The sequence below is a fragment of the Thiomicrorhabdus chilensis DSM 12352 genome, from assembly GCF_000483485.1.
Classification (GTDB): domain Bacteria; phylum Pseudomonadota; class Gammaproteobacteria; order Thiomicrospirales; family Thiomicrospiraceae; genus Thiomicrorhabdus; species Thiomicrorhabdus chilensis.
Window position 1 is genome coordinate 1,279,785 of record NZ_KI519609.1, and the last position, 25,363, is coordinate 1,305,147.

General features: G+C 47.0%; 25 protein-coding genes. 17 read left to right on the forward strand and 8 right to left on the reverse strand.

Annotated features, from left to right (window positions below; genetic code table 11):
* Positions 1–144 precede the first annotated feature (144 nt).
* The 3 genes from B076_RS0106105 to B076_RS0106115 are packed head-to-tail and all read left to right on the forward strand — an operon-like array spanning position 145 to position 2,362.
* Positions 145–627 carry a L,D-transpeptidase family protein gene (locus B076_RS0106105; protein ID WP_028486534.1) on the forward strand — a complete coding sequence of 161 codons (483 nt, stop codon included), beginning with the start codon at positions 145–147 and terminating at the stop codon, positions 625–627.
* Positions 624–1,547, forward strand: coding sequence for a nickel ABC transporter permease (nikB, locus tag B076_RS0106110; RefSeq protein ID WP_028486535.1), 924 nt, complete (start codon positions 624–626; stop codon positions 1,545–1,547). The genes B076_RS0106105 and nikB overlap by 4 nt, the downstream gene beginning before the upstream one ends.
* Before the next feature lie 11 nt (positions 1,548–1,558).
* The gene (locus tag B076_RS0106115) at positions 1,559–2,362 is read left to right on the forward strand and encodes an ABC transporter permease (RefSeq protein WP_028486536.1); all 804 of its coding nucleotides are present in this window, start codon (positions 1,559–1,561) and stop codon (positions 2,360–2,362) included.
* A 55-nt stretch (positions 2,363–2,417) separates the two neighbouring features.
* On the opposite strand, the gene B076_RS0106120 is transcribed toward B076_RS0106115, so the two are convergent.
* A complete protein-coding gene (locus tag B076_RS0106120; protein WP_028486537.1) occupies positions 2,418–2,867 on the reverse strand; it encodes an MOSC domain-containing protein in 450 nt (149 codons plus the stop codon).
* Between the two features lie 321 nt (positions 2,868–3,188).
* Here B076_RS0106120 and nagZ point away from each other — a divergent pair, with 321 nt between their 5' ends.
* The gene (nagZ, locus tag B076_RS0106125; protein ID WP_245566328.1) at positions 3,189–4,259 is read left to right on the forward strand and encodes a beta-N-acetylhexosaminidase; all 1,071 of its coding nucleotides are present in this window, start codon (positions 3,189–3,191) and stop codon (positions 4,257–4,259) included.
* Position 4,260: 1 nt separating this feature from the next.
* Positions 4,261–5,415, forward strand: a complete 1,155-nt coding sequence (locus B076_RS12270) for a mechanosensitive ion channel family protein (RefSeq protein ID WP_051347213.1) — start codon at positions 4,261–4,263, stop codon at positions 5,413–5,415.
* Between the two features lie 119 nt (positions 5,416–5,534).
* On the opposite strand, the gene murB is transcribed toward B076_RS12270, so the two are convergent.
* The gene (gene murB / locus B076_RS0106135; protein WP_028486539.1) at positions 5,535–6,557 is read right to left on the reverse strand and encodes a UDP-N-acetylmuramate dehydrogenase; all 1,023 of its coding nucleotides are present in this window, start codon (positions 6,555–6,557) and stop codon (positions 5,535–5,537) included.
* A 50-nt stretch (positions 6,558–6,607) separates the two neighbouring features.
* On the opposite strand from murB, the gene B076_RS12275 reads away from it, so the two are divergent.
* Positions 6,608–8,053 (forward strand): sodium-dependent transporter, encoded by a 1,446-nt coding sequence (locus B076_RS12275; RefSeq protein ID WP_051347214.1) that lies wholly within the window; start codon positions 6,608–6,610, stop codon positions 8,051–8,053.
* A gap of 86 nt (positions 8,054–8,139) precedes the next feature.
* Here B076_RS12275 and B076_RS0106145 read toward each other — a convergent pair whose 3' ends face one another.
* The 4 genes from B076_RS0106145 to B076_RS0106160 form a co-directional block, all read right to left on the reverse strand.
* A complete protein-coding gene (locus B076_RS0106145) occupies positions 8,140–8,619 on the reverse strand; it encodes a Crp/Fnr family transcriptional regulator (RefSeq protein WP_028486540.1) in 480 nt (159 codons plus the stop codon).
* A 120-nt stretch (positions 8,620–8,739) separates the two neighbouring features.
* Positions 8,740–9,006: a hypothetical protein gene (locus B076_RS0106150; protein ID WP_245566329.1), complete on the reverse strand. Its 267-nt coding sequence runs from the start codon at positions 9,004–9,006 to the stop codon at positions 8,740–8,742.
* A gap of 13 nt (positions 9,007–9,019) precedes the next feature.
* Positions 9,020–10,153, reverse strand: a complete 1,134-nt coding sequence (gene dapE / locus B076_RS0106155; RefSeq protein WP_028486542.1) for a succinyl-diaminopimelate desuccinylase — start codon at positions 10,151–10,153, stop codon at positions 9,020–9,022.
* Between the two features lie 105 nt (positions 10,154–10,258).
* Positions 10,259–10,600: an arsenate reductase gene (locus B076_RS0106160; RefSeq protein ID WP_038150450.1), complete on the reverse strand. Its 342-nt coding sequence runs from the start codon at positions 10,598–10,600 to the stop codon at positions 10,259–10,261.
* A gap of 285 nt (positions 10,601–10,885) precedes the next feature.
* Here B076_RS0106160 and B076_RS0106165 point away from each other — a divergent pair, with 285 nt between their 5' ends.
* Positions 10,886–11,785, forward strand: coding sequence for a DapH/DapD/GlmU-related protein (locus B076_RS0106165; RefSeq protein WP_028486544.1), 900 nt, complete (start codon positions 10,886–10,888; stop codon positions 11,783–11,785).
* A gap of 346 nt (positions 11,786–12,131) precedes the next feature.
* A complete protein-coding gene (locus B076_RS0106170; RefSeq protein WP_038150452.1) occupies positions 12,132–12,509 on the forward strand; it encodes a VOC family protein in 378 nt (125 codons plus the stop codon).
* Between the two features lie 56 nt (positions 12,510–12,565).
* On the opposite strand, the gene glnD is transcribed toward B076_RS0106170, so the two are convergent.
* Entirely contained in the window at positions 12,566–15,205 is a 2,640-nt protein-coding gene (glnD, locus tag B076_RS0106175) for a [protein-PII] uridylyltransferase (RefSeq protein WP_028486546.1), read from the reverse strand.
* Positions 15,206–15,285: 80 nt separating this feature from the next.
* A complete protein-coding gene (gene map, locus B076_RS0106180; RefSeq protein ID WP_028486547.1) occupies positions 15,286–16,071 on the reverse strand; it encodes a type I methionyl aminopeptidase in 786 nt (261 codons plus the stop codon).
* 234 nt (positions 16,072–16,305) lie between these two features.
* Here map and rpsB point away from each other — a divergent pair, with 234 nt between their 5' ends.
* The 9 genes from rpsB to B076_RS0106225 all read left to right on the forward strand — a co-directional run bounded on the left by rpsB (position 16,306) and on the right by B076_RS0106225 (position 25,362).
* The gene (gene rpsB / locus B076_RS0106185; RefSeq protein WP_028486548.1) at positions 16,306–17,046 is read left to right on the forward strand and encodes a 30S ribosomal protein S2; all 741 of its coding nucleotides are present in this window, start codon (positions 16,306–16,308) and stop codon (positions 17,044–17,046) included.
* A gap of 69 nt (positions 17,047–17,115) precedes the next feature.
* Positions 17,116–18,000, forward strand: a complete 885-nt coding sequence (tsf, locus tag B076_RS0106190; RefSeq protein ID WP_028486549.1) for a translation elongation factor Ts — start codon at positions 17,116–17,118, stop codon at positions 17,998–18,000.
* Positions 18,001–18,153: 153 nt separating this feature from the next.
* Positions 18,154–18,873, forward strand: coding sequence for a UMP kinase (pyrH, locus tag B076_RS0106195; protein ID WP_028486550.1), 720 nt, complete (start codon positions 18,154–18,156; stop codon positions 18,871–18,873).
* Between the two features lie 2 nt (positions 18,874–18,875).
* Entirely contained in the window at positions 18,876–19,433 is a 558-nt protein-coding gene (gene frr / locus B076_RS0106200) for a ribosome recycling factor (RefSeq protein WP_028486551.1), read from the forward strand.
* Positions 19,434–19,615: 182 nt separating this feature from the next.
* A complete protein-coding gene (gene uppS / locus B076_RS0106205; protein ID WP_084205786.1) occupies positions 19,616–20,299 on the forward strand; it encodes a polyprenyl diphosphate synthase in 684 nt (227 codons plus the stop codon).
* Positions 20,293–21,105, forward strand: a complete 813-nt coding sequence (locus B076_RS0106210; RefSeq protein WP_028486553.1) for a phosphatidate cytidylyltransferase — start codon at positions 20,293–20,295, stop codon at positions 21,103–21,105. The genes uppS and B076_RS0106210 overlap by 7 nt, the downstream gene beginning before the upstream one ends.
* Complete coding sequence (gene rseP / locus B076_RS0106215) at positions 21,105–22,484, forward strand: RIP metalloprotease RseP (RefSeq protein ID WP_028486554.1); 1,380 nt, start codon at positions 21,105–21,107, stop codon at positions 22,482–22,484. Before B076_RS0106210 ends, rseP begins: the two co-directional genes overlap by 1 nt.
* A gap of 1 nt (position 22,485) precedes the next feature.
* Positions 22,486–24,780 (forward strand): outer membrane protein assembly factor BamA, encoded by a 2,295-nt coding sequence (gene bamA / locus B076_RS0106220; RefSeq protein ID WP_245566330.1) that lies wholly within the window; start codon positions 22,486–22,488, stop codon positions 24,778–24,780.
* Between the two features lie 45 nt (positions 24,781–24,825).
* Positions 24,826–25,362: an OmpH family outer membrane protein gene (locus B076_RS0106225; protein WP_028486556.1), complete on the forward strand. Its 537-nt coding sequence runs from the start codon at positions 24,826–24,828 to the stop codon at positions 25,360–25,362.
* Position 25,363: the final 1 nt, after the last annotated feature.

The window sequence follows — 25,363 nt, forward strand, 5'->3', positions numbered from 1 at the left end:
TGGAGGGTTTTAGCAGGCCTGTTTGACAGGCCTGCTAAAAATCCATTGAAACCTTTTCAAACCTGGCGCAATCAAGGGTAGAATATTTTTGTTCAGGGCGTTTCGCCGGTTCAAATTCATTTAACTTTAAAGCAGCAGAACTTTTTGTCGTACTCAATCATAATTTCCATAACAGACCAGACCTTAAGACTGCTTGAGGGGTCCAAGACTGTCTTGAGCTTTCCGGTCAGTACCGCTTTGAATGGATCAGGCAGCGAAAAGGACTCTGGCAAGACCCCTCTGGGGAAACATGTGATCCGTGCCAAAATAGGTGCCGGGACGCCAATAAACAGTGTATTCATAGGCAGACGCCTGACCGGTGAAATCTATTCGCCAGCCTTAGCGGCCGATTATCCAGAACGTGATTGGATACTCAGCCGTATTCTGTGGCTTTCCGGCAAGGAGCTGGGGAAAAACCGCCTGGGACAGGTGGATACCATGCAACGTTATATCTATATTCATGGCACCCCGGACAGCGAACCCATGGGCGAACCTAAGTCGCATGGCTGCATACGCATGCGAAACCGGGATATTGTGCAACTGTTTGACTTGGTTAAAACCGGGACAGAGGTGGATATTCAGGCATGATTGCTTACCTTTTACGGCTATTGGGCTCGGTGATATTTGTTTCCTGGATTGTGGGCACCTTGGTGTTTTTCCTGATTCACTTGGTGCCGGGCGACCCGGTGGCCGTGATGCTGGGCGATTGGGCGAATACAGCGGATGAAAACGCTCTCAGAGCACAACTGGGACTCGATCAACCGATTTTGATGCAATATCTGCATTACTTGCAGGGCCTGGTTCAGTTGGATCTGGGGCAGTCGCTGTTTTTTCAGCAGGATGTCTCGTCACTGATTGCCGAGCGCTTTCCAATGACCTTACAACTGGCTTTGATGGCTTTGGCGATTGCGGTTTTGATTGCCTTTCCTTTGGGGATTTGGGCGGCGTTGCGGGCAGGCCTTTGGCCGGATCACCTGTCCATGAGCGTTTCCCTTCTGGGCGTGTCGATTCCAAATTTCTGGCTGGGGCCGATGCTGATTCTGTTTTTCTCTTTATTTTTGGGCTGGTTCCCGGTAAGCGGCGCTGATCAGGATTATTCCTGGGTGCTGCCCGCAATCACCTTGGGCACCGCCTTAGCGGCGATTCTGGCACGTATGCTCAGGGCTTCGCTGCTGGAAGTGATGCACGAAGATTATATTCGAACCGCCAAAGCCAAAGGGTTAAGCGGACGTCTGGTGTATGGCAGACACGCTTTAATGAATGCGCTGCTACCCGTGGTGACGATTTTAGGTTTGCAGTTGGGAACCTTGCTGGGGGGCGCGGTAATTACCGAAGTCGTGTTTGACTGGCCTGGATTGGGTCAACTGTTGGTTGAATCCATTCAACGCCGTGATTATCCGGTGGTGCAGGCGTGTATTCTGGTGATCAGTGTCGCTTACATCACCGTTAACGGCTTGACCGAATTAGTCTATGCGTGGCTAGATCCGCGTATCAGAATCCGTAAATAAGGGACGCATAGATGTTGCGATATGTCAGTTACAGTATCATCTTGATTTGGGTTTTGATGGCGGCGCTTGGTTTCTGGATTGGCGACCAGGCAAATGAGGTGATGCTCACTCAATTTCTGCAGCCTCCTGATACGCAGGCCTTATTGGGAACCGATCAGCTGGGCCGTCCTGTTTTGGAACGCATTGTATTGGGGGCTCAAACCTCTCTTTTTGTGGCGGTGGGCGTGGTGTTCTTTTCGGCCATCATCGGCACAAGCATTGGTGTGTACAGCGCTTACGCCGGGGGTTGGACCGACCGTATAATTACAAAAGTGATTGACGTTTTCTTGGCGTTTCCGGGCTTGTTGCTGGCCATCGCCTTGGCGGCCATTTTGGGGCCGGGAATTGAAAACGTGGTATTTGCTTTGGTGGTGGTGGGCTGGGTCGGCTATGCACGTCTGGCCAGGGCGCAAACACTGAGTTTGCGTAGTCGTGAGCATATATTAGCGGCCAGAACGCTTGCGATTCCGACCTGGTTGATTCTGTTTCGTCATGTGGTTCCTTTACTGTTGGCCCCTTTGGGCGTTGAAGCGACCTTTGGCATTGCCGGAGCTGTCATTTCAGAGGCTGGCCTGTCGTTTTTGGGGTTGGGCGTGCAGGCGCCGGATTCCTCTTGGGGCAATATGATCAAAGAGGGGACACGCTACCTTCTGGTTGCGCCGCACTTGGTATTGGCACCGGGAATCGCATTAATGTTGGTGGTGTTGGCGGTGAATTTGATAGGCGATCAGTGGCGTGATCATCTGGATGTTAAGGCGCGCCATAACCGAGGCTAAAGTTGCTTTGGATGTGTCCACCCAAAAGATTGAGGTGCTGGGTTTAACGCCATCCTCAGAAACGTTTGAGAAGGCTGACTTTGTCGCCAAGCTGAATTTGCCCTTCTCGCAACACCTTGCAGCGTGCGCCGCCATACCAGTTGGGTGTCAAAGCCGCTTTCAGTCCGGGTGCCAAGGCTTCCATTCTGTCGCATGGATCGGTTTCCGCCGTAATTTCCAGGAGAATGCTGCCAATCTGAACCTGTTGGCCGATCATGCTCTCGTCGAATTCTATATCGTCAATCAATAAATTGGCGCGTCGTTCCGACCAGTCGAGCTCTGTTCCTGCGAGCTCGCAAGCTTTATCCCAACTTTTAAGGGACAATAAAGTGACCTGGTTTTTACGTTTCTTGGAACCCTGATAGTCGTTTTCGAGTCCGTTTTCACGACTCACATAGATGCTTTGATGCTGGGTGATTGGCGCTTTTGATTCTGGATGGGTGGCGATGCCGATGAGTTTTGTCATACTTTGAATCCGTTCTTTTCTCTAATGTATCTTTGTTAGCATATAAAAGCTATATGACATTCATTTGAAGATTGCCCATCCCTTTGGTTTTTGGGTATCATAGCCCGAAATGTACTTAATGAGAACTTTGCACGAGTGGGGCGCGAAAGAAAAATGAGGAAAAAATTGGCTGGTTGAGGCGGAAAACGCAGCTAATAGCTGGCTATTAGCAAGTTGTGGCCCAACGGAAGTGCCCTTGGGGTACAACAAAAATCAGACGATTTTTAACCATTTTTATTCGTGCAACCATCTCGTGCAAAGCTCTCTTAATAAAGGATAGATATGAACAACACAACGGGTGAATCCATGTCACTTGGTTCGGTGATGATTGACATTCAAGGCACGGAACTTCAGCCAGATGAAAAAGAACGACTGCTTGACCCGAAAGTGGCGGGCGTTATTTTATTCACCCGTAATTTCGAATCCATTGAACAGTTGCAATCTTTGACGGCCTCTATCCATGCATTGAGGCATCCTCGCTTGTTGATAGCGGTTGATCATGAAGGAGGGCGGGTGCAGCGCTTTAGGGACGGGTTCACACGCCTTCCGCCAATGCGTACTCTGGGGCAATTGCACGCCAAGGATGCCAAACACAGTTTTGCTGTTGCAGAAAAAATTGGCTGGTTGCTTGCCAGCGAACTGCTTTCAGTTGGCGTGGATTTTAGTTTTGCTCCGGTTGTAGACCTTGATTATGGTGGCAGTAAAGTGATTGGGGACCGTGCTTTTGCGATGAACCCGGTGACCGTCGGACAACTCGCTTTTCATTTGATGACCGGGATGCGTAAAGCTGGGATGGCATCGGTGGCCAAACATTTTCCGGGGCATGGTTTTATCGAAGCCGATACCCATACCGAGATAGCCGTCGATGAACGCCCGTTTGCGGAAATTCAACAAAAAGACATACAGCCGTTTTTAAGTCTGATTGAAAACGGGGTGGATGCGGTCATGCCGGCGCATGTGATTTATTCAAAAGTGGATGCGCTACCGGCAGGCTTTTCTACTCATTGGTTGCAGACGGTATTGCGCTCACAATGTCATTTTGAAGGTGCCATTATCAGCGACGATATGAGCATGCAGGCCGCAGCCGAATTTGGTCCGCCTGCTGAACGTGTCTTGAAGGCGCTTCAGGCTGGTTGCGACTTGGTGTTGGTATGCAACGATCCTCTGGCGGCCGATGAAGTATTGTCTAAACTGAATTGGCATGCCGGACCGCTTTCTCATGCGCGTTTGATTCGTTTGCATGCACACGACAAAATCGCGTATTCCAAGTTGCCTTATCATCCTTTATGGCAGGCTGCCGTCACCGAAATCAACCTTCTAAACCAATTAAACGATCAGCAGGAGTTAATTTAATATGGCGTGGGCAACGCAAACCTGGACCGAACTGGTCACGATGTTTGGTGATAATGTCTGGATTCTGATTGTCACCGGGATCTTATTCGTCACTGCGGTTATTGACCTGACACAACGTACGATTCTGAAAATCCTACACTATCGCTTGTTGAAAAAAGAGAAGGTTTGGCTGGACAGTTTTGTGGATGCCGCGCGTTCGCCTGCTTCGTTTTTTATCTGGGTCAATGGTTCGGTATTGACACTGACCACGGTGATCATGCACTTCGATGTGTATGTGGACATGATCCCGTTTATCCAGTCTTTTAAATCGACCATTCTGACTCTGTCATTTGGTTGGTATGTGATTCGTTTGGTGCATCGTCTAGAGTTACACTTAAAAGAATATGCCCGTGAAGACGAACGGCTAGACGCCGTCACCGTAGAAGCGCTGGCTAAAATCATCAAACTGCTTGCTTTCATTCTTACCATTCTGTTCTTCTTGAACGCCTTTGGTGTCAGCCTGGCCGGTTTGCTAGCGTTTGGGGGGGTAGGCGGCATTGCGATCGGTTTTGCGGCTAAAGACCTGCTGGGCAATGTATTTGGCGGACTGATGCTGTATATGGACAAACCTTTCACGGTCGGTGACTGGATTCGTTCTCCCGACAAGGAAGTGGAAGGAACGGTCGAAAAAATCGGTTGGCGTATGACTACGGTGCGTACCTTTGATAAACGGCCTTTGTATATCCCCAATGGGATATTTTCCAATATCTCAATCGAAAACCCGTCGCGGATGACCAACCGGCGCATCAAGGAAACGGTGGGAATTCGTTATGCGGACGTCAAACAGATGAATTCGATTACCGATGCGGTCAAGGTCATGTTAAGACAGCATCCGGAAATCGATTTGAATCAGACTATGATTGTAAACTTCAATCAGTTCGGGCCTTCATCGCTGGATTTCTTCATCTATACATTCACCAAAACCACCGAGTGGATACGTTTTCATGAAATCAAACAGGATATCATGTTAAAGGTCAGCGACATCATTGAAGCGCATGGTGCCGAGATTGCCTTCCCAACACGTACCTTGCATCTGGAAGCGGATAAAGGCGCTTTAAACTTGAATTCGGGAGTTGAAGAGAAGCAAGGCGAGGGCATCAAGAACGAGAGTTCTTAGGTGGTTAAAGCGGCGAGTTCAAGGTGTTTGAAACCAGCAGGCCTGCTGGTTTTGGATAGGTTTTTGCGCCTTTTAGCGGTGAGTTCTAGCCGTTTATCCATACCCGCCTAAAAAGAGGATTAGATAATAATGACTTCCGGCTCTAGATGGATTCCAAACTTATGATCCACCGCATTTTGTACCATCTGCGACAGTTCGACAATATCCTGACCACTGGCGCCGCCCAGGTTTTCCAGGATCAACGCATGTTTGTTCGACACTCTGGCTTTGCCGTGTCGCTGGCCTTTCCAGTTGGCTTGTTCAATTAACCAAGCGGCAGGGATTTTGTATTGTCCGTCCAGGGTCTTATGGTGAGGCAGGTCGGAATAGGTCTCGAGCATTTCTTCAAAGTAGGCGGGGCTAATGACTGGATTCTTAAAGAAACTTCCGGCATTGCCGTATATTTCTGGATCCGGTATTTTTGACTGACGAATCTTAATGACTTCGTCATAGATCATTTTCGGAGTGAGTTCCGATTTGGGTATTTCAGATAAAGCGTTTTTAAGGGGCTCGAACATCAAGTTGGGATGACCCGCATGCAGTTTTCTTAAACGGAAGGTGACCCGGTGAACCAAAACCTTGTCGGCCAACTCCTGTTTGAACACACTGGTGCGATAACCGAAATTACATTCCGCATTACGAAATTCGGTCCGTTGGCCATTGTAGAGGTTCAATGTTTGAACACGGGTGATCGCATCCCGCGCCTCTGCACCATAAGCGCCGATATTCTGAACAGGTGCCGCGCCGACGGTTCCGGGAATCAGAGCAAGATTCTCCAAGCCCCAAAGGTCATGTTCGACCGTATAAGTCACCAAGTCGTGCCATTTCATCCCGGCGCCGACCGAAATCCACACGTTGTCTTCATCGGTTTTCACGACTTTAAGTTTTTTGAATGCACAGTGAACCAAAACCCCTTCAATATCGTTTGTAAGCAACATGTTACTGCCACCGCCTATAATTCGCCAAGGCAGGGAGGAGAGTGTCAGATCGGAGCGCAAGGTCGCAATATCACTTTGTCGGCTGATTTCGACGTAGTATTGGGCTTTCACATCGATCTTAAAAGTGTTGTGTTTTTTAAGTGAATAGTTGGCCTGAATGTGCATTTTACTCTTTGATATAATGATTTCGAGGGGTTAATTATAAAGGAAGATGCATGAGTCAATTGAAACTTTCTGAAGAAGGTTGGTCAAATCAAACCATATTCATTCTAGCTGCGATCGGCTCGGCCGTTGGATTGGGGAATTTATGGAAATTTCCTTATATTACCGGTGAAAATGGCGGAGGGGCGTTTGTACTGGTCTACTTGGCCTGCATCCTGTTGATCGGTATTCCGGTTCTACTTTCAGAACTCGCTTTGGGCCGCGCCGGCCAAGCCAATCCAGTCCAAAGCATGGCCAACCTTTCCCGCCAGAATTCGGCCAGCCCTTTATGGTTTCTACTGGGGCTCAATGGCGTTCTCGCTGCCGCACTCATCCTCTCTTTTTATACGGTCGTTGCCGGATGGGGTGCCGCCTATTTTTTTGAAAGTTTGCAAGGGGCGTTTATTGATATTACGCCGGATCAGGCCGGTACACATTTTGAAGGCCTGCTTCATAACCCCTATGAACTGATGTTTTGGCACAGCGCTTTATCGCTGTTAACCGCCATCGTCGTCGCAAAAGGTGTCAAAAGCGGCATAGAAAGAGCCATCAGTTTTTTAATGCCGGGGCTGTTGCTCATTCTGTTGGTGCTTTTGGGTTATGCGACCACAACCGGTGCGTTTGGCCAGAGTTTCGGTTTCTTATTTTACCCCGATTTCACAAAACTCTCCTGGGCGGCCGTTTTAACCGCCATGGGTCACGCTTTTTTCACGCTCAGCATCGGGTTAGGCACCATGATGGTGTATGGGTCATATTTATCAAGAAAACACTCCATCGTAAAGGCGGGAATGTGGATTGCATTTGCCGATACACTGGTGGCTTTATTGGCCGGGCTTGTTATTTTCTCGATTGTATTTGCCAACGGTTTGCAAGCGGGCTCAGGTCCAGGCTTGCTGTTTCAAACCTTGCCGATCGCCTTCGGTCAAATGACGGGAGGGTGGTTTTTTGGTACCTTGTTTTTTGCGCTGGTTGTCATGGCGGCGCTCAGTTCTTCTATTTCACTGCTAGAGCCGGCGGTGAGTTGGTTTGAACAGAACTGGGATATCAAACGCCTTAAAGCGGCTTGGTTGCTTGGCTTTATAATTTGGGTAGTAGGCATCGGCAGCGTACTTTCTTTTAACGATTGGGCAGACGTACACTTTTTGGGTGAGCGTAATTTTTTTGAAAGCGTGGATTTTCTAACCGCCAATATCATGCTGCCTCTCGGCGGGTTACTGATTTCTGTGTTTGTTGCTTGGGTGATGAAACAAGAGCAACGATATGCTGAGATTGAACTCGAACAAGGGGCCATGAAATGGTTGCTTATGGATTTGCGTTGGATAGCGCCAGTGGCCATTTTGATTGTGTTTGCCACCAATTTGGTCGGTGCGGAAAGCACTTGGGTGATGGTCACGGTCGCCTTGGTGGTTTATGCGGTTTATGTGGTCAACGCCATCCGCAACGGACATTTAAATGGTTAAACACACGGGCTTTAAAGTTCACTAAATGAAAAGGAGGCAAATGCCTCCTTTTTGGTATAACGCTTCAATAATTGATGTTGTAAAAATTAATACTGGGCGGTGTATTGATTCTGAACCATGCGATGCATTTCCAGATATTTGGCGTTCATTTTACGTTGCAAGATATGAGAGTAACGCAAGATAGAACGCATCACATGGAAGGTTACGAGTGGATGGGATTCCACTAAAGCTTCAAAACGGTCACGGCGCAACAACAGAACTTCACTGTCTTTTTTGGCCACCAAACGCATGGAGTGTGGATTGCCGTCAATGAAACTCAATTCACCCGACATGCTGCCCTCCATCAATGTATCAATCGAGATTGAAGTGTCCGCTGACAACATTTTCAACACCTCGATTTTTCCGGTAATCAAAATGTAGAGGGTGTTATCCTGAGAACCTTCTTCAAATAAAATTTCACCTTTGCTGAGTTGACGGGTTTCAACAGCGCTGGCCAGCACCTCACAATCTTCAGTTGTCAGGTCTTGCCCTAAAACAGAATGGGCGATTTTTTGAGCGTCAGACATGAAATTCCTTTCTAAATTTAATGAATCTTCACTTTGATTTTACGCTTAATAAAATCGTAATTCCAGTGCCTTTAAGGCAATCATTCAGAAAGGTCAGAAGAGGCCGTCGGCGCAACTAAATTAGGGGGTTGAGGGAGAGTGATTAGGAAGATCCAAGCGCTCGATGGGAAAAAACAGATCAAAAAACTGACCTATGCCGAACACAAAAACCAAAATCAGCGTAAAGACGATCAGTAATGAAAAGGCCTGTCTGTTTTCAATGAATTTTTCTCGCCACTTTTCACTTTTGAGCTGTGGCCAGATAAAGTATAAAAAGATCCCTAAAGCCAGTATCTGTAAGGCTAAAAGCAAATACTGAATGGAATGAGGCAGTTGCGTTTCGGTCATAATCGATTTTCTTTTAAGAGGCCAGCAAATTGACGAGCGTCTGATAATAAATCTCAGTGAGATGTTCAAGATCCGAAATGCTGACACGCTCATCGATCTGATGAATGGTTGCATTCAACGGACCCAGCTCGATGACCTGAGCACCGGTTGGCGCAATAAAACGTCCGTCGGAAGTGCCGCCTCCAGTAGACAATTCAGGCTCATAACCCATCACCGTTTTTGTCGCTTGAGTGACCGCTTGGATGAGCTCTCCTTGAGCGGGTGTGATAAATGGCAATCCGGAAAGACTCCAGTCGAGATCATAGTTTAGATTATGATGATCCAATACCGCATGGACGCCTTCTTTTAAGGTTTCCGGAGTGTGCTCGGTTGAGAAGCGGAAATTAAACAAAACCTCCACACTGCCCGGTATCACATTGGTGGCACCAGTGCCTGCGTTGATGTTTGAAATCTGGAAGGAGGTTGGCGGGAAGTATTCGTTGCCGTGATCCCACTGCAGATGCACTAGCTGCTCTAATGCTGGCGCCAGGGTATGAATCGGGTTTTCGGCGAGTTCAGGATAAGCGATATGTCCTTGAATGCCTTTAATGGTCAAGTGTCCGCTCAATGAGCCGCGACGCCCGTTTTTAATCGAATCTCCGAGCTTTTTAGAACTTGACGGCTCGCCTACCAGGCAGTAATCGAATTTCTCATTACGAGCCTCAAGCGTTTCGATGACCTTAACCGTGCCATCAATTGCTGGACCTTCTTCGTCACTTGTTATCAGATAACCGATAGACCCGGCGTGTTGCGGAAAGTCACCAATAAAACGTTTGCAAGCCACCATGAAACAGGCGATGCTGCTCTTCATATCCGCCGTCCCGCGTCCATACATCATGTCGCCTTCAATATGAGCGGAAAAGGGTGGGTGGCTCCATGCCGATTCAGGTCCGGTTGGCACCACATCCGTGTGCCCTGCAAAAACGATAAAAGGCCCTTGATCGCCTTTTCTGGCCCAGAGATTAGACACTTCACCAAACGGCATCGCTTCTATATTGAAGCCTAATGGACGCAGATAGTCGGCAATCAAATTTTGGCAACCTTTGTCATCAGGTGTGACGGAATCGATTTGAATCAATTGTTGGGCTAGGGCAATGGTTTCGGACATGGTGTACTCTGCTTTTTATCGTTAAGGAGACTATTTTACGGCCTTCTACGAAGATATGATAAGAAAAATAATTTATACGGGCTTCTTTAAAAGACTTAAGTGTTATCAGGACGCCAGTGCCTGGTATTCATCCAGTTTGAATCCGACTAGAATATGATCGTCGGTTTGTAACACAGGCCGTTTGATTAGGGTTGGCATTTCGCATAAAAGACTTAAATCGCTCTGATTCATTAAGTTGTCTTTCTGATCTTCGTTCAGCTGCTTCCAGCTGGTACTGCGTTTATTGACCAGAACTTCGATTGGTTGAAACTGCAACCAGTTTTGTATGGTCTCCAGCGAGAGTCCGTCTTTTTTAAAATCGTGGAAATGGTAGTTGATTTGTTGATTGTCTAAGAACTTGCGAGCTTTTCGTACGCTGTCGCAATTGGGTATGCCATATAAAATCATAATAATCCTAATTCAGGGTTAATCAGTTTTTTGAGGTAATGGATAATTTTAAAGCATTTTTAAGCAGATTGATGCTTGGAGCATAATTAATCCCTCCTGATTATTTCGAAATAAAAAATGCTGGCATCGAGATAAATCAGCAACTTCATGGTTTTCCGATAATTTGAGCAACATGCCTAAGCGCTTAATTTCACTTTTGAGGTGGATTTTTTTCTCTGTTTGATTCAAGAGCAGGTATACTTCTCGGTTAATTTATTTTTAACAATTAGGTAAGAGAGTAGCATTATGACAATCAAACGAATCGGACACCGTTATAGCGATACTAAAACTGGCGCAACCTTGGATGTGTGGTTTCCACGTTCCAACAAGCAAATAGCCCGCAACTGTTTGGCTTTACAAGCCGGTTTGATTAAAAGTGATTTTGTTACCGTTGAAATCAATTCGGTTGATGACACGCCAGAGTCAGCGGAAGACGCTTACCTTCGTCTGCATTTGTTGTCGGAGTGTGCGGTCAAACCTCATGAAATCAACTTGGACGGTGTTTTTGGCTTGTTGACTAATGTTGCATGGACAAGCGCCGGGCCAGTTCTGCCATCTGAGGTTGAGAATCTGCGTGAAGCGATTGCCGGTGAAGCGCATCAACTTAACGTCACTTCGATTGACAAGTTCCCGCGCATGACCGATTACGTGATTCCTGAAGGGGTACGTATCGGTAATGCCGACCGCATCCGACTAGGAGCGCATTTGGCACCTGGAACTACCGTGATGCACGAAGGGTTTGTGAACTTTAATGCTGGAACCCTTGGTAACTCCATGGTTGAAGGTCGCATCAGTGCCGGCGTGGTGATTGGTGAAAACACCGATATCGGCGGTGGCGCATCGATCATGGGGACGCTTTCAGGTGGCGGCAAGCAGGTGATTTCAATGGGTCAAAGAAACCTGTTGGGTGCCAATGCCGGACTGGGCATCTCGCTGGGTGATGATTGTATTGTCGAGTCAGGCTTGTATTTAACAGCCGGTACCAAGGTCAAAATGCCGGATGGCTCGATTGTGTCTGCGCGTGAATTGTCTGGCCAGTCTAAACTGTTGTTCCGTCGCCATAGCCAGACCGGTGCGGTAGAAGCCATCGTCACAGATGGTTCTTTGTGGGGTGGTTTGAACAGCGCACTACACAGCAACGATTAATAAACACTCATACTCAGGACGGTTGCGGCTTTAGGCAGGTAGCCGTCTCTGATATCTTATGCATTCCTTGGTCTTCCTGACCGGGGAGTGAAGCCTAATATAGAACACTCTCACTTTCACTTCCTTTTCTGTGTTGTTGGCATTTATCCGACGTATTCAGCTCCTCTGCTCGCATCAATCAGCTTTTTAAGTTTTCTTAACAACCTTGAATATGCAGTTTTTATCTATTGGATGGGCAATTCAATAAGCCTAAATAATCCTAAATAGTTCGGGAATCTTTTGCAAAAATGGTAAAGTTTTTTGCTTGCTATCAATCAGAACAACAATCATGCAACGAAGGGGAACTATGGCAAACGTGTTAGGTTTGGATCATGTCAGTATTTTGGTAAAAGATGCAGAACAATCGGCACAATTTTATCGCACTCTATTAGGGTTGGAGATTTTGCCTCGCCCTGACTTGGGATTTCCAGGTTACTGGTTAGACTTAGGAGCGGAACAGAGCCTGCATATCATGCAACTGGACAACCCTAATGCGGGAACAGTACGTCCGCAGCACGGAGGCAGGGACTACCATTTTGCTTTACGTGTCGTTTCGATTGAAAGCTTCAAGACGCGGCTTGAGAATGAGGGCATTCCCTACACCCAAAGTCGTTCAGGAAGAAAGGCTTTGTTTGTTAAAGACCCGGATGAAAACGCCTTTGAACTATTTGAATACCATTCTTGAGCGCTTATTTAAGATAAATAGACAGGCCTGCTTGTTTTGGCAGGCCGTGTTTTTACTCAGGTTTCAATTAAATCCAGCAGAGCCTGGATTAACTTATCCTTTTGTGTCTGTTCGGTGATGGCGCGATCATGCGTATCGCTGATTAAAAATACATCTTCAGCTTTCTCGCCCACGGTGTTGATTTTAGCGTCATGAATACGAATGTTGCAGGTCTTTAAGGCCAGTCCGATTCTGGAAAGCAATCCGGGAATGTCCTTGGTTTGAATGCTAAGTTCGCTCAAGTGCTTGTTGATTTTGTGGAATGAAATTTCAGTGGGTGTTTCAAAACAGCGTACCCGGCGCGAGTTATGGAACGGCTGAACCTCGTGAGGTTCGATTTCAGGTAAGGCCAGTTGCTGTTGGATCTTTTCTACAATCGCTTTATGCATCTGTTTATCCGAAATGCTGTGCAACTCATTATCCAGTATGTAAAGAATGACCAGCATCATCTTTGTTTGCGTGGAGTAAATGCGCGCTTCCATGATATTCAAATGGAGTTTGTCCATGGCCGACGAGATGTGGGCAAACAGATAATCCCGGTCCGGCATGTAAATCATCAACTCCGTCGCACCGCGCTGGGTTTGGTTTTGGAGATGGATATGAATTTGGTCGAGTTCGGCCCGATACAGCAGTTTGGTAATGCGGGCGACATCGTTTGGCGTTTGTCGACTGAAGAACTCGGTTTTGTTCAGACTATCCCAAAACGGTTGATAATCCAAAGACCTTAGGTCACGTTTTGCAAGCAAATCTTTGGCTCGTTCCTGAGTTTGCAGTGCCTTTTTAGCCCGGTTTTTCGGCGTGCTTGAGCGTTCATCCAGAACCTTTGACGTCTCATTGTAGAGTTCCAGAAACAGGGCGTTTTTCCAGTCGTTCCACACATCGTCAGACGTGGCACAAACATCGGCGACCGTCAACAGGTAAAGGTAATCCAAGTGTTGATGGTCTTTGACCAGTTCGGCAAAATGATGGATCACTTCCGGATTGCTCAAATCCTTTTTCTGGGCGATGCCCGAGAACTCCAGGTGATGACGAACCAGCCAACTTAACAGAAGGCCGTCCTTTTCAGAAAGGTTGTGCTGATCGGCAAACTCCAGTGCGTCTTCGGCTCCCAATACTTCGTGCGCACCGCCGCGACCTTTAGCAATGTCGTGGAACAGGCCTGCTAGAAAGAGAATTTCCGGTTTGCAGATGGATTTGGCAATCTGGTGCGCAGTTGGGTATTCATAGGCGAATTCGTCCACAAAAAACCGGCGCAGATTGCGGATCACCAAAATGGTGTGGTCATCGACTGTGTAGGCATGAAAGATATTGAACTGCATGAGTCCGCTGATTTTCTTAAAAACCGGCAAATAGGCACTCAGAATGCCATAGCTGTGCATGCGTTTAATCGCGGCATTGACGCCATGAGGCTGACGGAAAATTTCGATGAACAGGGCGTTATTGATGGTGTCATTGCGAAAATCCTCGTCAATCAAATGTAGGTTGTCGCGGATGGAGCGGATAGTATGCGAACGGATGCCTTCAATTTCCGGGTAGTGCTGCAAAATCAGGAATATCTCCAGCAGAGCCGAAGGAAACTGTTTGAATACCTCCGGGTGTTGGATATCCAGATACTGATCCACCGTCTTGAAACGTGTATTGATTTTTTTGATCTCCGGCTGGCCGGAATTAAAGATCTCTTCCCTGAAGTGCTGCAGCAGAATTTCATTGAGTTTGACTACATTCTGCACATTACGGTAATAGCTGTTCATAAACTGCTCTACCGCCATCTTCTCATCGGTATCCTGATAGCCAAACGTCTCCGCTATATGTTGCTGGTGATCGAACAGCAGACGGTCTTCACGGCGTTTCTTGAAGCGGTGCAGGGCAAAACGTACCCGGTTCAGGTACTTGTAGGCGGCTTCAATTTCACGATACTCCTCAGTGGTCAAGAACTGATGCTGTAACAACTGGTTAATGGATGAGGCCTTGTAGTGACGTTTCGCCACCCAGTAGACGGTCTGGATGTCACGCAAACCACCTGGGCTTTCTTTAACATTGGGTTCCAGTTGATAGGTGGTGTCGTTGAAACGTTTGTGACGAGTTTCCTGTTCGGCGAACTTGGCTTGAAAAAAAGTCTGGCTTGGCCAAAAATCACTGCGGTTCCAAATGTTCATCAAGCCTTCATAGAGCTCGTAATCACCGGTGATCCAGCGCGATTCAAGCAGGTTGGTTGCGGTGGCCACGTCTTCAAGACCAGCGCTAACGCATTCGTCCACGGTGCGCAGTGCGTGACCGACATCGAAGCCCAAATCCCATAGAAAGGTTATAAATTGAGAGAATGCTTCTTGATTGCAGGCCGCTTCATCGGTCAAAATCAGCACGTCGATATCGGAATAGGGGTGCAGTTCACCGCGACCATATCCACCTACGGCCAGCAAGGCGGCCGGTACCTCGGCTGGAATAAAGTGATGCCAGATCTTTTTGAGAATTTGATCAATAAAAGTGGAACGCTCTTTAACCAGCTCAGCTACCGCGGCCCCTTGATCATATTGCGAAAACTGATGTTCGGTAAATTGCTTCAAGGTTTCACGCCCAGCCTGTATGGCTTCAAAAGGGTTGCTACCTTGATCTAACGCCTGCACAAAACTGGGAACCGTAGAGGGGGCTGAGCTCATGTTAAGGTTACTCGCTTAATTGGTTTAAGAGGTGGAAATCTTCATTTTACAATGGTCAGGCAAGAAGCACGGCAATTCAATTAAACGGGCAATACCGGCTTTTCACCTTCTCGCAAAGTAAAGATTTCATAGCCGTCTTCGGTGACCGTCAAAGTATGTTCCCATTGAGCGGACAGTTTGCGGTCTTTGGTGATGACCGTCCAGTTGTCCCCCAATAATTTCACTGCCGCCTTGCCAAGGTTGATCATTGGTTCGATGGTAAATACCATTCCGGGCTTGAGCACAATCTCTTTCAATTCCGGTGCGGCATAATGCAGTACTTGAGGCTCTTCATGAAAATCGGCACCGATGCCGTGGCCGCAATACTCTCTGACTACCGAGAAACCTTGCTGTTCAGCATGGTTTTGAATGGCGAGAGCCACATCATATAACGTCGCCTCCGGTTTGACTTGTTCTATTCCCAGCCACAAACATTCTTGCGCAACTTGGCACAATCGGTGGGCAAAAGGTTTGACATCGCCCACTTCGAACATTCTGCTGGTATCGCCATGGTAACCGTCTTTAATGACGGTGACGTCAATATTGACGATATCGCCTTTTTTAAGTTTTTTGTTGTCGTCGGGAATGCCGTGACAGACTACGTGATTAATGGATATACAACTGGAAGCCGGGAATCCGTGGTAGTTGAGAGTAGCAGGAATAACATTTTGCTGGTTTGTCATATAATCATGCATAATACGGTTTAGCTCACCGGTGGATACACCGGCAACCACATGGGGTTCAATCATTTCCAGAACCTCAGCGGCCAGTCGTCCCGCCAGTCTTAACTTTTGAATTTCTTGTGCTGTTTTGATTTTTATTGCCATAGTGTGATCGCTTTGATGTGAACCGCTAAAAATTAACCGAAATAGTAGGATTTAAATTGTGAAATTGGGCGGAATATGATATAAATGCCGCGCCTTTCGAATGAGAGGAATTCTAACAGAAAATCCGCACGTTTACCGAGACATAAAACGGGGTGCTGGAAAACCTTTACTTAAGGTGTTTCGAGTTCGTTTTATGGGTGAACGGAGGCCTAACCCCAAATTGGAGAAAAAATCATGGCAAAAGTTACAATGCGCCAAATGCTAGAAGCCGGTGTTCACTTCGGACACCAGACCCGTTACTGGAACCCTAAAATGGGTGAGTACATCTTTGGTGCTCGCAATAAGATTCATATCGTTAACCTTGAGAAAACCCTTCCATTATTCAATGATGCATTGAATGTCATGGGCGGTGTTGCTGCAAACAAAGGTAAAGTGTTGTTTGTGGGTACTAAACGTGCAGCCCGTGATATCGTTGCTGAAGAAGCGACCCGTTGTGGCATGCCATATGTAAACCACCGTTGGTTGGGTGGTATGTTGACAAACTTCAAAACCATTAAGCAGTCTATCAAGCGTTTAAAAGAGCTTGAAACCATGGAACAAGATGGTACTTTTGAGAAGATCACCAAGAAAGAAGCACTGATGATGCGTCGCCAGAAAGACAAGCTAGAGCTTTCTTTGGGTGGTATCAAAGATATGCGCGCCATGCCAGATGCTATTTTCGTTATCGATACAGGTAATGAATCTATCGCCATCCAGGAAGCCAAGAATCTAGGCATTCCGGTTATTGGTGTGGTTGATACCAACAACGACCCACGTGCTATCGACTATGTTATTCCTGGTAACGACGATGCTATCCGTGCCATCAAACTTTACCTATCGGCTGCGGCTGACGCTGTCATTGAAGGTAAAAACACCATTACAACTGCGGTTGAAGGTGATGATTTCGTAGAAGCTGAAGAAAAAGCGGCCGAATAAAATTGAACAGGCCTGGTCATAACCGGGCCTTTTTGTTTAACGAATTCACTCAAGATAAGGAATAACATTATGGCGATTACAGCTGGTATGGTAAAAGAACTGCGCGAAATGACCGGCGCAGGTATGATGGATTGTAAAAAGGCATTGGCCGAAACCGATGGTGATATGGATGCTGCGGTTGAATTTCTTCGCAAGAAGGGCATGGCTGGTGCAGATAAAAAAGCAGGACGTGTTGCAGCTGAAGGTGTGGTTGCAATTGCCGTTTCTGACGATAAGAAAAAAGCGGCTATCGCAGAAGTGAACTGTGAAACCGATTTTGTTGCCAAAGGTGACGAGTTCAAAGATTTCGCCAATGAAATCGCACAGATCGCATTGGCAAAAGGCACGACGGATATCGAAGCGTTAATGGGTGAAACCATGGCTAATGGTCAGACGATTGATCTTCGTCGTCGTGAACTCATCGCTAAAATTGGTGAAAATATCGCAGTACGTCGTGTTGAGCTGATTGAAACCAATGGCCAAATCGGTCAATACCAGCACGGCGAGAAGATCGGTGTTGTGGTCGATATGACTGGTGGCAATGAAGACTTGGCACGTGATGTCGCCATGCATGTAGCAGCATTGAAGCCAACAGCCGTTTCTGCGGATGACGTAGACCAAGAAATGGTTGAGAAAGAGCGTAATTTCCAGATCGAACAGGCAAAAGAAAGCGGCAAGCCAATGGAGATTATCGAGAAGATGATTGAAGGGCGTATGCGTAAATTCCTTCAGGAAATCACGTTGTTAGGTCAGCCTTTTGTTAAGGATTCTGATCAGACTGTTGAAAAACTTCTTAAATCAAATGATGCGTCTGTAAGTAGCTTCATTCGTTTGGAAGTGGGTGAAGGTATTGAGATTGAAGAAACCAACTTTGCGGATGAAGTCGCTGCGGCTGCAAAAGCAGTAACCGGTTAATCAAACTTCTTTCTTAAGGCCATGGTCAGCTTTTGGTGGGTAACCACAAAAGCTTTCTGTGGCTTTTTTGTATCCAAAAACGTTTTGTAAGAGGCTTTGTTTACGAGAGTTTCTTACAAAACGCTTAGGCTTAAATTCAGTAAGGAAAAAATCATGGCATTGAAATACAAACGCATTCTTTTAAAGTTTAGTGGTGAAGCACTGATGGGAAAAGGGCAGTTTGGTTTGGACGCCGACACCTTGAAGCAGGTGGTTGGTGAGGTTAAGGCGCTGCATGATTTAGGGGTTGAGATTGGCATCGTCGTAGGAGGAGGCAATATTTTCCGCGGCGCCCAGATCCAAGGTGCTGGCATCCAGCGAACCACCGGGGATCATATGGGAATGATGGCAACCGTCATTAACGCGATTGCACTGCGAGATGTAATTGAAAGCGCCGGACTTTCATCCAGTGTGTATTCAGCGATGACGATTGAAGGCGTTTCCAGCGGGTTTAATGCCAATGAGGTAAAGAAACAGTTGGCAAACGGTAACATCGTTGTATTTGCGGCCGGAACGGGCAGTCCGTTTTTCACAACCGATACCGCAGCGGCTTTGCGAGGCGTGGAAATCGATGCTGATATCGTATTGAAAGCCACTAAGGTGGACGGCATTTATACCGCAGATCCGGTCAAGGATGCTTCCGCAACTCGCTACCAATCCCTTACTTACGATCAAGTGATACAGAAGAATCTGCAGGTAATGGATATGACCGCCTTTGTATTGTGCCGAGACCATAAGATGCCGATTCGTGTTTTTGATATGTTTAAAGACCATGCCGCCATTAGAATTGTTCAGGGTGAAGATGAAGGCACCTTGGTAAGCTCAGGAGAATAAAGATGATAAATGAAATTCGTGAAGATGCTAAAAACAGAATGCAGAAATCTTTCGAGAACTTGGAAAGCAATTTTGCCAAGATTCGTACAGGTCGTGCACACCCAAGTATCCTTGACTCAATATCCGTTGAATATTACGGCTCTGAAGTGCCGATTAGCCAAGTAGCCAATGTCAATATTGAAGACGCGAGAACCCTGACGGTACAACCTTGGGAGCAGCCAATGGTCGCGGTCGTTGAAAAGGCGATCATGACGTCCGACCTGGGCATCAACCCGTCAACCACCGGAAACTTGATCCGCATTCCTATGCCGCCGCTGACGGAAGAACGCCGCCGAGACTTTATCAAGGTGGCGCGCAACGAGGCTGAACAGGCTAGGGTAGCTATCCGTAATATCCGTCGCGATGCCAACAATGACATCAAGACCTTATTAAAGGACAAGGACATTACCGAAGACGAGGCTCGCCAGGCAGAAGACCAGATTCAGAAAATTACCGATGAGATCGTTGGCAAAGTTGACAGCTCTCTTGCGGAAAAAGAAGCGAGCTTAATGGAAATTTAAGTCGATATTTACGCCGTTTTACGGCATAATCTACTGGTTTTTTCAATAAAACGGCCTTTTCATCTATCGGATCTCTCCATGGTGAATGGCCGTTTTTTTCATCTAGGTTATCCGCTCAGGGGCTTGTTTTGCTTAAACCCAAAAACCAACAGCTAAGTATTCCACAACATATCGCCATCATTATGGATGGTAACGGCCGTTGGGCAAAAAAGCGTCTTCTCCCTCGTTTCATCGGTCATCAGAAAGGTTTGAATGCGGTCAAGCGTGTGGTCTCTCACTGTTCGGAACTGGGTGTTCGCTCTCTTACTTTATTTGCCTTCAGCACTGAAAACTGGCGTCGTCCAGAAGATGAGGTCAACAAGCTTATGGGCTTGTTTCTCAAGGCTCTGCAACGTGAAGTGGGAAAATTGGATGAAAACAACGTTAAACTTCAAATTATCGGAGATCGTTCCGCGTTCAGTGAGGAAATTCAAGCCAATATCGAACTGGCAGAGAGCCGAACAGCTGATAACGTAGGCCTTGTACTGAATATCGCGGCCAACTATGGCGGCCGCTGGGATGTGGTGGAAGCGGTCAAGAAATGGCAAGAAAAGAATCCTCATAGCCCAATCTCTGAACTTGACGAGCAGGCGTTGGGCCAACATGTCTGTCTGGCAGGTCTGCCCGAACCCGACCTGCTGATTCGAACCGGTGGAGAGCAACGAATCAGTAATTTTTTAATTTGGCAAATGGCCTACACCGAGTTTTTTTTCACGCCCACTTTATGGCCCGACTTTGATGAATCTTCAATTGATGAGGCCATCCTCTCTTTTTCTCAGAGAGAAAGACGTTTTGGTAAAACCGGTGATCAGGTGAAATCATGCTGAAGCAACGTATTATCACCGCCCTGGTATTGGCAATCGGCTCGATCTTGGCGTTATTTTTTGCATCCGACTCCGTTTGGGTCGGATTGATGCTGGCGCTTTCTGTCATGGCAGCCTGGGAATGGAGCGGATTTGCCGGATTGACTCGCTCGCTACCCCGCATTATTTATGTACTAACGGTATTAGGCTCTAGTGTTTTGGGGATTTGGTTTTCCAACTTCAACTCAGTGCTGCTGTTAACATTGTTTGAGGTAGCGGTGTTGACCGTTTTCGTGGTGCGGTTCCAGCGCGCCAAAGGACAAAAAAGTGCCTCCTCAAACTGGAAAGTCTTGGGATTAGGGCTGTTGTTTATCGATCTATTTTGTGTGGCCATGATCGAGTTAAGGGCGCTGTACTCAGCTGAGTTATTGTTGTTAAGCCTGTTTACCATTTGGGCGGTCGATACCGGCGCCTATTTCAGCGGACGCAAATTTGGCCGTAAAAAGCTGGCACAATACGTCAGCCCTGGTAAAACCTGGGAAGGGGTTTACGGCGGCGTTTTACTGGCTTTCGTGGTTTCTTTTACTGGTTTGTATTTGCTCCAGCCAGATCTTAAGTGGCCTATGCTCGCCGTCTCTGCAGCGGCCGCTTTAATCGCTATGTTCTCAGTGATGGGGGATCTGTTCGAAAGTGTTCTCAAACGTCAGGCGAACCTAAAGGACAGTGGCTCAATTTTGCCCGGGCATGGCGGGGTTTTGGACCGAATTGACAGTCTGCTAATCGCCGTTCCGCTTTTTTTGCTTCTTTGGCAGTTGGTGGTGCGTCAGTGATGAGTTTTCTGCTTTCTTTAATCGGCTTTGTCCTAGTCATTGGCATTCTGGTGACCATTCATGAATGGGGCCACTATCAGGTGGCACGTTGGTTTAACATCAAAGTCGTCACTTTTTCCATCGGTTTTGGGCGGCCTATCTGGAAACGCCAGGGCCCAGAGACGGAATATCAAATTGGTCTGATTCCATTGGGCGGCTATGTTAAATTTGTTGACGAATCGGAAGGAGAGGTGGCCTCCGCCGATTTACCTCGAGCCTTTAACCGCCAAAGTGTTTATCGTCGTTTTGCGGTGGTCGCAGCGGGCCCCTTGGTGAATCTGATTTTTGCCTGGCTCGTTTTCTCCGCCACTTACCTGATTGGTGTCAGCGGGCTCAAACCTATTTTCGATCAACCCGTACCGTCCACTGCACTGGCTGAAGCCTTGCCGCAAAATCAGCAGGCCTGGTTGGTCACAGAGGTCGACGATCAAACGGTCTCCACCTGGCTAAATGTGCGTGAAAAGCTATTGAAGTCACTGGTCAACAATCAGGATTCGATCTCTCTGACACTGCAATCAATGGGTAATGAGACCCAACAACGCATTCTGCAAAATGTTTCGCTGGCATCTTTGGATTTGGACAATCCCTCTCAGAATTGGCTTCAAACACTTGGGTTTCAACCCATCAATATCCCTATGCCAGCCGTTATTGGCGACTTGTCCGAGCAGAGTCCTGCGGGCCAAGCGGGACTACAGCGCGGGGATTTAATTGTTGCCATTAATCAGATTGAAATTCAGGACTGGCAAGACGTGGTGATGGCGGTTCGTGCGCTCCCGGATGAGTCAGTTATCATCCATCTGCTAAGAAATGGACAAGCTACTACACTTCCGGTCACACTCTCACATAAACTGTCTCCAGAAGGTATAAAGCAGGGCTACCTTGGTGTGGGAGTCGAGGTGTCACAAGCGCGCCTGGCCGATTATACAACCACGGTTCGCTACGGCATCATTGAATCTCTCGAACTTGGGTTAGACAAAAGCCTTGAACTGGTTATGATGACCTATAGCATGCTTAAGAAAATGTTATTCGGTGAGGTGGGATTGCAGAATTTATCCGGGCCAGTAAGCATTGCCCAGTTTTCCGGACAGGCGCTTGAGTCAGGCCTGATTGCTTTTCTTGGCCTGCTGGGACTGTTAAGTTTGAGTTTGGGTCTGCTCAATCTTTTACCGATCCCCGTTTTGGACGGTGGGCATTTGGTTTACTATATTATCGAAATGGTTAAAGGCTCGCCGGTGAGTGATGCTTTCATGCAGGCAGGGCAAAAAGTGGGTTTGATATTGATTTTAGGGTTGACGATTCTTGCGTTAACAAATGATATTTTAAGAATTACAAATGGTTGATATGAGAAATAAATATTTTAAACACGCTGCCATGTATGGGCTTTTGTTTGGTCTGATGGGCAGTGCTGGAAGCAGTTACGCATTTATGGTCGACAAAATCGAGGTTGAGGGTGCGCAGAGAATCGGTTACGAAACTATCAATAGCTACCTTCCTGTTTCAGCCGGTCAAAATCTGGATGAGTCCATGATCCAGCAGAGCATTCAGAAACTCTATAAAACCGGTTTTTTTCAGGATGTCTCCTTATATCAGCGTGAACCGGGCATACTGGTTATTAAAGTGGTTGAACGCCCATCCATTGCGGAAATTGAAATCGAAGGCAACTCCTTAATTGAAACCGATGACTTCATGGAAGCGCTAGGAGCCCTGGGAATCAAGAAAGGCCGTATATACAACCAGGTTGAATTGGATCGTGTCATTGTAGACCTTAAGCGCCGCTACCAAAACCAAGGTTACTATGCTGCGGAAGTCAGCATTGTCAGCGACACCCTGCCTCGTAACCGTGTTGGTCTAAAAATTCAAGTAGAGGAAGGGGAACCGGCCACCATTGGCGCGATTCATCTAGTCGGCAATGACACCTATAACGACGACCGTCTGAAGTCTTTGTTAATGCTTTCTGAAACCGCTGGTTTTGGAGATGGGGACAAATATTCAAAACCCAAACTTCAGTCTGACTTGGAAGTCATCAAATCTTATTATATGGACAGAGGGTTCGCCGAATTTCAAGTTCGATCATCCCAAGTGAGCCTTTCACTCGATAAAACAAAGGTGTTCATTACCATCAACCTGACCGAAGGTCCGCAGTACACAGTCGAAAGTGTGAGTTTCACCGGTGAAACGCTTTTATCACCCGAGGAACTTCAATCACTTCAAAGCATTGAAACCGAAAGCCTGTTTTCAAGAAGTGAAGTCATCTCAACCCTTAATGCCATTCGTGATCGTCTCAGTGAAGAAGGTTATGCTTATGCCGAGGTCAAACCCGATACCGAATTGAACAAAGAGAACAGAACGGTGGCGGTTAAGTTTGATATCGAACCTAAAGAACGGGTTTATGTGCGCCGTATTGAAATCGAGGGTAATACTCGAACGCGAGACTATGTAATTCGACGTGAGATGCGCCAGCTTGAAAGTGCGCCTTATTCACTGAAACAGGTCAGACGTTCTACAACGCGACTCAACCGACTTGGCTATTTCACCAAGGTTGATATTGACACCAAACGCATTTCGGCCGATCAAATCGACCTGGTGGTTAAAGTAGAAGAGCAATCTACCGGATCATTTACGGCCGGGGTCGGGTATTCACAGCTTGACGGCGTCAGTTTTAACATCGGGGTCTCAGAGCGTAATTTCATCGGGAGCGGCAATCAACTGGATTTCAAAGTTAACACCTCCAGTGCGCGAAAATCAGCGGACATCGGCATGACTAATCCTTATTTCACTGCCGATGGTGTGAGTTTCGGAACAGGCTTCTATCTGAGTGAAATCGATGCAGAAGAGCTGGGGGTATCGGATTACACCACCAACAATTTTGGGGTTCGTTTCTCTCTGGGTTATCCAATAAGCGAATACAGCCGAATCAATTACGGATTAAAATTTAACGATCAGACTTTGATCTGCACCAATGAGTTTACCGTGTGTTCGGATTTTATTGACGAACAAAGCGATCACTCCACCTCTGCCATTATGAGCATGGGTTGGACTTACGATACTAAAAACGCCTATTACTTCCCCAGCAAGGGCCAGACCTTCAGTATTTCCGGTCAGGTGGTCGCTCCAATTTCCTCCGATATCGCTTTTTACAAGCTATTTATGGATGAAAAGTGGTATTATCCCCTATCAGAAAACTTTACAATGAAACTCAAACTGGGCTTGGCCTATGGTGACGGTTTAGGCAGTTTTGATCGTCTGCCGTTTTACGAACGTTTCTATGCCGGCGGTATTGGATCTGTGCGTGGTTTTGAACCCAACTCATTGGGTGACAAGTATGATTACAACACCCAGGGAAGTGATCGTCCAATCGGCGGATCTTCACGTGCAGTATCAACCGCTGCCTTGGTGTTTCCAATGCCATTTGTTGATGATTCCAGTAATATGCGTGTCAGCTGGTTCTTTGATGCAGGTAATGTATTTGACGATTCGGCCTCCTTTGACGTCGGTGAACTGAGAACTTCAACCGGTATCGGCTTCTCATGGATCACCCCGGTTGGGCCACTGTCTTTTAGTTTGGCCAAGGCGATCAACTACACCGATGAAGACGATTTACAGACATTCCAATTTAATTTAGGTGTGCCTTTGTAAGCCATAAGGCGAGCACAGCATTTAGAAACAATTCAGGAAGGATACATGTTTAAAATTTCACAGTTCGTTTTAGCCGCTTTTTTATTGGCGCTTACTTTAACAGCAAAAGCTGAAAGCTCGGTCAAACTTGGGGTTGTGAATGTCGCGCTATTGCTGGAGCAGGCACCCCAAGCCAAAGATGCCAGTGCGAATCTTGAGAAGGAATTTGCCCCGCAACAGGCCGAACTGAAAGCCTTAGCCAGCAAATTAGAAAAGAAGCAGAACGATTATCAGAAAAATAAAGCCGTTATGAGTGAAAGCCAACAGATGACGAAAGAGCGTGAAATGGCGATGATGACCCGTGAGATCCAACGCCGTCGCAATGATATACAAGAGTTGCTGAACTTGAGAAGAAACGAAGAACTGGCAAAACTTCAAACGTTGGTGAACGACTCTATTAAAGCGATCGGAAAGCAGCAGGCATTTGATCTGATCCTTTATGAAGGCATTGCCTACACCAATAACCGTCTGGACGTGACACAAGATGTACTTAAACACCTGCAGCAAGTCAGCCAAAAACAACGTGCGGACTTTAACAAATAAG